This is a genomic window from Pantoea sp. CTOTU49201, from assembly GCF_032054795.1.
In the GTDB taxonomy this organism is placed as follows: domain Bacteria; phylum Pseudomonadota; class Gammaproteobacteria; order Enterobacterales; family Enterobacteriaceae; genus Pantoea; species Pantoea symbiotica.
The window spans coordinates 1-7794 of the sequence record NZ_DAMBSA010000042.1 but is presented as its reverse complement, the minus strand read 5'-3'; the positions used below and the strand labels follow the sequence as shown (position 1 = coordinate 7794).

9 protein-coding genes are annotated in these 7794 nt (G+C 54.6%); 5 read left to right on the top strand and 4 right to left on the bottom strand.

Translation table 11 applies throughout. The features are described from left to right. On the bottom strand, positions 1 to 190 hold a 190-nt coding region (locus RTY00_RS05150), incomplete at its 3' end, for a Tar ligand binding domain-containing protein (RefSeq protein ID WP_312663657.1). 115 nt (positions 191 to 305) lie between these two features. Here RTY00_RS05150 and RTY00_RS05145 point away from each other — a divergent pair. Continuing rightward, positions 306 to 755 carry a DUF4385 domain-containing protein gene (locus tag RTY00_RS05145; RefSeq protein ID WP_312663656.1) on the top strand — a complete coding sequence of 150 codons (450 nt, stop codon included), beginning with the start codon at positions 306 to 308 and terminating at the stop codon, positions 753 to 755. On the opposite strand, the gene rimO is transcribed toward RTY00_RS05145, so the two are convergent. Next, entirely contained in the window at positions 752 to 2077 is a 1326-nt protein-coding gene (gene rimO / locus RTY00_RS05140) for a 30S ribosomal protein S12 methylthiotransferase RimO (RefSeq protein ID WP_008102489.1), read from the bottom strand. The genes RTY00_RS05145 and rimO overlap by 4 nt on opposite strands. A gap of 326 nt (positions 2078 to 2403) precedes the next feature. On the opposite strand from rimO, the gene RTY00_RS05135 reads away from it, so the two are divergent. The 3 genes from RTY00_RS05135 to RTY00_RS05125 all read left to right on the top strand — a co-directional run bounded on the left by RTY00_RS05135 (position 2404) and on the right by RTY00_RS05125 (position 5058). Next, on the top strand, positions 2404 to 3039 hold the full coding sequence (locus tag RTY00_RS05135) for a carbonic anhydrase (protein WP_007887698.1): 636 nt from the start codon (positions 2404 to 2406) through the stop codon (positions 3037 to 3039). Positions 3040 to 3157: 118 nt separating this feature from the next. After that, entirely contained in the window at positions 3158 to 3814 is a 657-nt protein-coding gene (locus RTY00_RS05130; RefSeq protein ID WP_312663655.1) for a DUF3313 domain-containing protein, read from the top strand. A 110-nt stretch (positions 3815 to 3924) separates the two neighbouring features. Continuing rightward, positions 3925 to 5058: a PQQ-dependent sugar dehydrogenase gene (locus RTY00_RS05125; protein ID WP_312663654.1), complete on the top strand. Its 1134-nt coding sequence runs from the start codon at positions 3925 to 3927 to the stop codon at positions 5056 to 5058. Position 5059: 1 nt separating this feature from the next. Here RTY00_RS05125 and RTY00_RS05120 read toward each other — a convergent pair whose 3' ends face one another. Continuing rightward, complete coding sequence (locus RTY00_RS05120; RefSeq protein WP_008102483.1) at positions 5060 to 5716, bottom strand: HAD family hydrolase; 657 nt, start codon at positions 5714 to 5716, stop codon at positions 5060 to 5062. 274 nt (positions 5717 to 5990) lie between these two features. On the opposite strand from RTY00_RS05120, the gene RTY00_RS05115 reads away from it, so the two are divergent. Further along, positions 5991 to 7196 carry a serine hydrolase gene (locus RTY00_RS05115; protein WP_312663653.1) on the top strand — a complete coding sequence of 402 codons (1206 nt, stop codon included), beginning with the start codon at positions 5991 to 5993 and terminating at the stop codon, positions 7194 to 7196. A 63-nt stretch (positions 7197 to 7259) separates the two neighbouring features. On the opposite strand, the gene ybjG is transcribed toward RTY00_RS05115, so the two are convergent. Continuing rightward, positions 7260 to 7794 (bottom strand): undecaprenyl-diphosphate phosphatase (gene ybjG / locus RTY00_RS05110; protein ID WP_312663652.1); only part of this gene is annotated, 535 nt, incomplete at its 5' end.

Below are 7794 nucleotides of genomic sequence, written 5' to 3'. Positions count from 1 at the left end.
GGGTTTTCACCAGCGTTTGCCAGCCATCAGCCAGCTCACGCTGCTGATGCGACAGCTGATTGCTGGTGGTGAAATTATGCTGTCCGGTAATCAGTGATGATAAAAACAGCGAGCCGGAAATCGCCTGCATCGCGGTGAAAACCACCAATATCATCATGATGGCCGTCACAATTTTCATTCGTTTAAACATAGGTGCGTCTCTGAGGAAGTAGGCTGATATTGAAGTTATCGGTATAAAAGCAAATCGCTTAAGTGCCAGCAGGAAATAATTACGTCACGGGATGATGAGAGGCGGGAAAAAACAGATGAAAGCGTTTAATTACGAGCAGGATTTCCAGCACATCGATTTTCGCCAGCAGCCAGAGCTGTATCAGGTGGGGCGCGGCGAGCAGGGCGTGTTGATGGTCGAACCTTACAAAAGTGAGATTCTGCCGCACTGGCGTTTTCGCACCGTCGAGCTGGCAAAGCAATCTTCACAGCAGATCATGCAGTTGTTTGAAGCGTATCGCGCGCAGGACGATTTTGTCGGCATGGACATGGCGCGCAAATATATTCAGATGGGGTACACGCGAGCGCGCCGCTACAGCAATCATCAGGGCGGGCGGAAATATGACGAGGCGGGCAACGAACTGCCGCGTACCACAGAAAAAGAAAAGGCCGCTGCGGCGGCCGTTTTCAAAGCGTGTTGGGATAAACTGCGCGCGGATACTGACTATCTGGCGCGCAAGCGTGCGCACCAGCAGAAGTATGGTTAAACGCGCGTGCCCCACAGATCGTATTCGTCGGCGTGTTCGACTTTAACGCGTACCACGTCGCCGACTTTCACCTGACGATCGCCGTTCAGATAGACCGCGCCATCGATTTCCGGGGCGTCAGCCATGCTGCGGCCGACCGCGCCTTCTTCGTCGACTTCATCAATCAGCACCAGCACTTCGCGGCCGATTTTTTCCTGCAGACGTTCGCTGGAGATCTTCTGCTGCAGTTGCATGAAGCGATCAAAACGATCCTGCTTCACGTCATCCGGTACCTGATCCGGCAGCTGATTGGCGGTTGCGCCGTCAACCGGGCTGTACTGGAAGCAACCAACGCGATCGAGGCGCGCTTCCTGCAGGAAGTCGAGCAGCATCTGGAAATCTTCTTCGGTTTCACCGGGGAAGCCGACGATAAAGGTTGAACGCAGCGTCAGCTCTGGGCAGATTTCACGCCAGCGCTTAATGCGCTCCAGCGTACGCTCTACCGCGCCTGGACGCTTCATCAGCTTGAGGATACGCGGGCTGGCGTGCTGCAGCGGAATATCGAGGTACGGCAGGATCTTACCTTCGGCCATCAGCGGAATAACGTCATCCACATGCGGATACGGATAAACGTAGTGCAGACGCACCCAAACGCCGAGTTTGGCTAACTGCTCGCACAGGCTCACCATGCTGGTTTTCACTGGCGATCCGTTCCAGAAACCGGTGCGATGTTTGACATCCACGCCGTAAGCGGAGGTGTCTTGTGAGATCACCAGCAGCTCTTTCACGCCCGCTTCGACCAGACGTTTGGCTTCGTCGAGCACCGAACCGATTGGACGGCTATCCAGATCGCCACGCATCGATGGAATGATGCAGAAGGTGCAGCGATGGTTACAGCCTTCGGAAATTTTCAGGTAGGCGTAATGGCGCGGCGTCAGTTTGACACCTTGCTCTGGCACCAGGCTAAGGAACGGGTTGTGCTCCGGCTTAGGCACATAGGTGTGCACGTGCGAAAGCACCTGCTCGTAGCTGTGCGGGCCGGTGATCTCCAGCACCTTTGGATGCACTTCGCGGATCTGATCCACTTTGGCACCGAGGCAGCCGGTGACGATCACTTTGCCGTTCTCGTTCAGCGCTTCACCAATCGCTTCCAGAGATTCCTGTACGGCGCTATCAATAAATCCACAGGTGTTAACGATGACGATCTCCGCATCATCGTAGCGTGGCACCACGTCATAGCCTTCTGTACGCAGCTCCGTCAGGATGCGTTCAGAGTCGACGAGGTTTTTCGGACAGCCGAGGGAGACGAACCCCACGCGCGGTGGATTTTTGACTTGGCTCATAAGGTTAAAAATTCATCATAATTAGTGTGGATAGGGGGGCGATTGTACAGAGGTTGCAGAGGAAAATGTATAGGCTGTGTAAGAATCTCCTTATCGACAACCAATGTGCTGTAGATATGCTTAACTCAGTGAGCGACGCGCGCTCTCATTAAGCGCCGCGCCTGAGTTGCTCGTCTGCGAACGTGATCCGAGTTGTGTAAGCTGACGTGTTTTGCTTAAATGTTGGGTCGGTAAAGGTAAGTACTTATCTTCACTGAAAATTTCAAATCGCACTGATAGTGAATCCTCACTGCCAGGGCAGAAGTGGATAATGTGAGAGCAGACATATGCAAGAGATCGTCAAAGGTTTTCTGAATTTTCAACAGAATGTGTTCCCTGAAAGGAAGGATCTTTTCAAAAGTTTGGCATCCAACCAAAATCCCAAAGCCCTGTTTATCTCCTGCTCAGACAGCCGTCTGGTGCCAGAGCTGGTGACGCAGTCGGAGCCAGGTCAGCTGTTCGTGATCCGAAACGCCGGTAATATCGTGCCACCGTTTGGTCCAGAGCCGGGCGGCGTGTCCGCCACCATTGAGTACGCGGTTGTTGCATTGGGCGTGACCGAAATTATTATTTGTGGTCACTCCAACTGCGGTGCCATGAACGCGATTGCTTCCAATGCCGATCTGGAAACCATGCCAGCGGTTGATCACTGGTTGCACTACGCCAACGCGGCGAAAGCGGTGGTGGAAGAGCGCAACTACGATTCCGTTGAGAAGCGTCTCAACGAAATGGTGAAAGAGAACGTGATCGCGCAGCTGCACAATATCAAAACACACCCTTCCGTGGCGGTCGCGCTGCGTAAAGGCAAAGTGCGCCTGCACGGGTGGGTTTATGATATTGAGAGCGGTGGCATCATTGCGCTGACCAAAGGCGGTGAATCCTTTATTTCACTGTCGGAAAACCCGGAAACCTGCTTCGAGTAATTCAGCCTAACCACCTGCAATGCAGGTGGTTTTTCCTCGCATTTCGCTAATATTTCCTCCCGCGCTGAAAACCAACCTCTACACTTGAGAAGCAATTACCTCTGATAAGGGCTTTCTCATGCGATTTCCCCTTTGTGTTCCCGTGTTAACGCTGGCGCTGCTGGCTGCGGGCTGTACCTCTCATGTGGCCGACAAAAAACAATATTCCGGCTTCCTCGGCGATTATAGTCAGCTGCAATCGACCCAATCACCGAGCGGTAAACCGACGCTGCGCTGGATCTCTCCCGATTATCACGATGCTGATTATCGTGGCGTGGTTTACACGCCGGTGGTCTATTATCCGGCGGCGCATCCGACCGCGCGTATCAGCCAGCAAACGCTGGATGAGGTGCGCAGTTACACCGATAGCCAGCTGAAAAAGGCGATTTCTGAACGCAAACCGCTGGTGACCAGCAAAGGCCCGCGTACGCTGCTGGTGAAAGCGGCGATTACGGCGGTATCGGCAGAAAATGAAGGCGTGCAGTTCTACGAAGTGGTGCCGATTGCTGCCGTTGTCGCCAGCACCATGGCGGCCACCGGACATCGCACACAAGAGAGTTCGCTGTTCCTCGAAATCGAAGCGGTGGATGCTCAAACCGGCAAGCCGATGATTAAAGTGGTGCGTAAAGCCTTCGGCAAAACCCTACCTAACAACAACACGCCAATTACCCTCACCGATCTTCGTCCAGGCATTGACGAGATGGTGCGTGACACGCTGGCGTTCTCCGCGCCCTGAACCTGAACCTGTGCCCGGCCGCGTGCCGGGCTTAATGTTTTGTAAATCCTGCACATCCTTTGTCACGCGCTGACTACCCTTAACGGCAGACCGTGATAAAGGAGAATGCCATGCGTTTACTGCCCGCCGCGCTGCTATTTGGCGCTTTAAGCACGTCCTTACCGTTATTCGCTGCCGATGTGCAGGTTCAGGTGCTACAGGACAAGCTCGATCATCCGTGGTCCGTGGCTTTTCTGCCCGACAATCAAACGCTGTTAATCACTGAACGATCCGGCCAGCTGCGCAGCTGGCAGCCGGGCAAAGGTCTGTCGCAACCGATCGGCGGCGTGCCGAAAGTATGGGCGAATCGTCAGGGCGGTTTGCTGGATGTGGTGCTGGCGCCGGACTTTGCCCAAAGCCGACGCGTGTGGCTTAGCTACACCACCGCCGATGCCAGCGGCCGCGCCGGCGGCGTGGTGGGTTATGGCCGATTAAGCGATGACAACCGCCAACTGAGCGACTTTAACGTAGTGCTGGAGCAAACGCCAAAGCTGTCGAGTGGCGCCAATATCGGCACGCGACTGGCGTTTGATCGTCAGGGCTTTCTCTATATCGCCTTCGGTGACAACTTCGCCAGCAGCAGCGCGCAGCAGCTGGACAAGCTATCCGGCAAAATCGTGCGTCTGACCAAAGACGGTGAAATCCCGCCGGACAACCCGTTTGTTAATCGCCAGGGTGCGCGTGCTGAGATCTGGTCTTACGGCATGCGCAATCCGCAAGGGCTGGCGCTCAATCCGTGGACGCAGCAAATGTGGGAAAGCGAACACGGCCCGCGCGGCGGCGATGAGGTCAACATCCCGGAGAAGGGCAAAAATTACGGCTGGCCGCTGGCGACGTACGGTATTGATTACAGCGGGCAGAAAGTGCCGGAAGCGAAAGGCAGTGAAGTCGAAGGTACCGAGCAACCGCTGCACTATTGGAAAGTCTCGCCCGCCATCAGCGGCATGGCGTTCTACAACAGCGCGCGCTTCCCGCAATGGAAAAACTCACTGTTTATCGGCGCGTTGAAGGAGAAGAGTTTGATTCGCCTGCAGGTGAATGGCGAAAAAGTGGTGGAGGAGCAGAGATTGCTTCAAGAGCGTGGCGAGCGTATTCGTGATGTACGACAAGGCCCGGATGGCTATCTCTACGTGCTAACCGATGAATCCAACGGCAAGCTGCTGAAAGTGGGGCTGCCAGACGCCGCCAGCGCCCCACGCGGTTAACTTAGCGTGCCCAGTTACACACTTCCCATCCGCGCTGTTGTGCTTCCTGCAGCAGCAGCGGATTGGGATTTACCACCCATGCATGGTCGGCATGCGCCAGCAGCGGTAAATCATTCATTGAATCACTGTAAGCCCAGGTGCGTTCAAAGCGTTGATCCTGCTGTAACGCTTTCCAGTCGCTGAGGCGCGTCACTTTGCCTTCGCGATAGGTCATGGTGCCGTAGGTTTGTCCGCTGTAGCGTTCATCCACCACTTCAACGCCAATCGCCAGTGCGCCGTGAACACCAAGGCGCTCGGCGATCGGTACCGCTAGGTGATCGCCGCTGGCGGTGATGATCATTACCGTGTCGCCGCGCTGCTGGTGCCACTCAATACGTTCGCGGGCAGCGGGGAAAACGCGCGGCATGATGTCGCGATGGATAAAGCGGCGTACCCAGCCTTCAACGGTCATGGTGGCCATACCGGCGAGTGGCGCCAGCGTGGTGTTCATATACTCTTCAATCGATAACGTACCGGTGTGATATTTTTCCATCAGGATTTTCTCCTGCTGGATGATCTCTTCGGGGGCAAATCCCTGTGAAACCAACCAGCGCAGCCACAGGCTGGTGCTGTCTTCACAAATCAGGGTTTCGTCCAAATCGAAAATGGCTAAGTCCATCGCGGCTCTCCTCAGGCTGACTGAATTCAGGTTAGCGGAAATTTGTGACTGGCTTAACCGTTCTGCGAAAAATCGGAATTACACGCAAAATTTTTCAATAGTCAGATGGGCAAAAGTGGCGGCGCTGCGCGGTTGGTGCCAGGGTTACTCTAATAAACTCTATAAAACTTTACGATTGGACGGTTTTTTTCGCTGGCCTGAACCGTTAGCGTGGGATGAGACATGTCTTATCTGCAAAAAACCAAGATTTAACAAGGACAATCTGGTCATCCTCATGAGAAAAAACACCTTCGCTACTGCATGGCGGCCTCTGGCTGCATCGTCACTGTTATTACTTTTCATTCCTATTTCAACGCTGGCAGAACAAGCTCCAGCCGCTCCGCAGATAGACGCCAAAGCCTGGATCTTAATGGATTACAACAGCGGCAAAGTGCTGGCGGAATCTAATGCCGATCAGCGCCTCGACCCCGCCAGTTTAACCAAAATGATGACCAGCTATGTGGTCGGCCAGGCGCTGAAATCGGGCAAGATTCACAACGATGACATGGTTACCATCGGCCAGGATGCGTGGGCAACCGGCAATCCCAAGCTGCGCGGCTCATCGCTGATGTTCCTTAAACCCGGCGATCGCATTCCGGTCTCTGAGCTGAATAAAGGTGTGGTGATTCAATCTGGCAACGATGCCCGTATCGCGCTGGCTGATTATGTCGCGGGCAGCCAGGATTCGTTTATCGGGCTGATGAACAATTACGTCAAAGCTTTTGGCCTGCAAAACACCCACTTTATGACGGTGCACGGCCTGGACGCCGAAGGGCAATACAGCACCGCGCGTGACATGGCGATTATCGGCCAGCGCCTGATCAGCGATGTGCCTGAAGAGTATGCGATTAACAGCGAAAAAGAGTTCACCTTCAATAAGATTAAGCAGATGAACCGTAACCGTCTGCTGTGGAGCACCAATCTAAAGGTGGATGGCATCAAAACCGGTCACACCTCTGGCGCGGGCAATAATCTGGTGGCCTCGGCAACCGAAGGTGATATGCGCCTGATTTCCGTGGTGCTCGGCGCGGCAACGGATGCCACGCGTTTCCGTGAAAGCGAGAAGCTGCTGACGTGGGGCTTCCGCTTCTATGAAACCGTGACGCCGATTAAGGCCGATAAACCGTTTGCGCAGCAGCGCGTTTGGTTTGGCGATCGCAGCCAGGTCAATCTTGGCGTCGCAAAAGACGCCGCGATCACCGTGCCAAAAGGGCAGATGAAAAACCTCAAGGCCAGCTTTACCCTGAACTCACCGCAGCTGGAAGCGCCGTTGGAGAAGAATCAGGTGGTGGGAACCATTGATTTCCAGCTGGATGGTAAAACTATTGAACAACGTCCGCTGGTGGCGATGGAAGCGGTGCCGGAAGGTGGCTTTATTGGCCGGATTTGGGACTTCATTATGATGAAATTCCACGGCTGGTTCGGTAAGTGGTTTAGTTAATAAAAAACGGTGCGCATCAAGCGCACCGTTTTGTAGGGTCGCCATTGATGGCGACCAAAACAATTACTCGCGAATCCACCCTTTCTTAATCGGCATAGCAAACAGTGCGCGATACACCTGATGGGTAAACGTCAGCATGCGCTCGCCATACAGTTGCCACGCCATGTGCGACGCCAGACAACCCAGCAAGCCGACCAGGAATCCGCCCAGCATATCCAGCGGCCAGTGCACGCCAAGATAGACGCGTGACCAGGCGATGGCGCTGCCTATCACCAGCAACACCACACCTGACCAAAGGCGATGCCAGAAGATAAATGCCAGCGCAAAGGTAAAAATGGTGGTGCCGTGATCGCTTGGATAAGAGTCATCTGCGGCGTGCGATAAGAACTGGTGTCCAAAGCCAATGGCAAAAGGACGCGGATGTGGCAACAGTTGGCCGACGCACCATGAGATGCTCAGCGCGTACAACAGCGCCATGCCGGTTTTCAGCACCAGCGCGCGTTGAGATTCCAGCTGATCGCGCGGTCCCCACAGCCACAGCGCCACAATCAGCAGCGGCACGATGGCAATCACATCTTTGGCGATAAAGGTCGCCAGA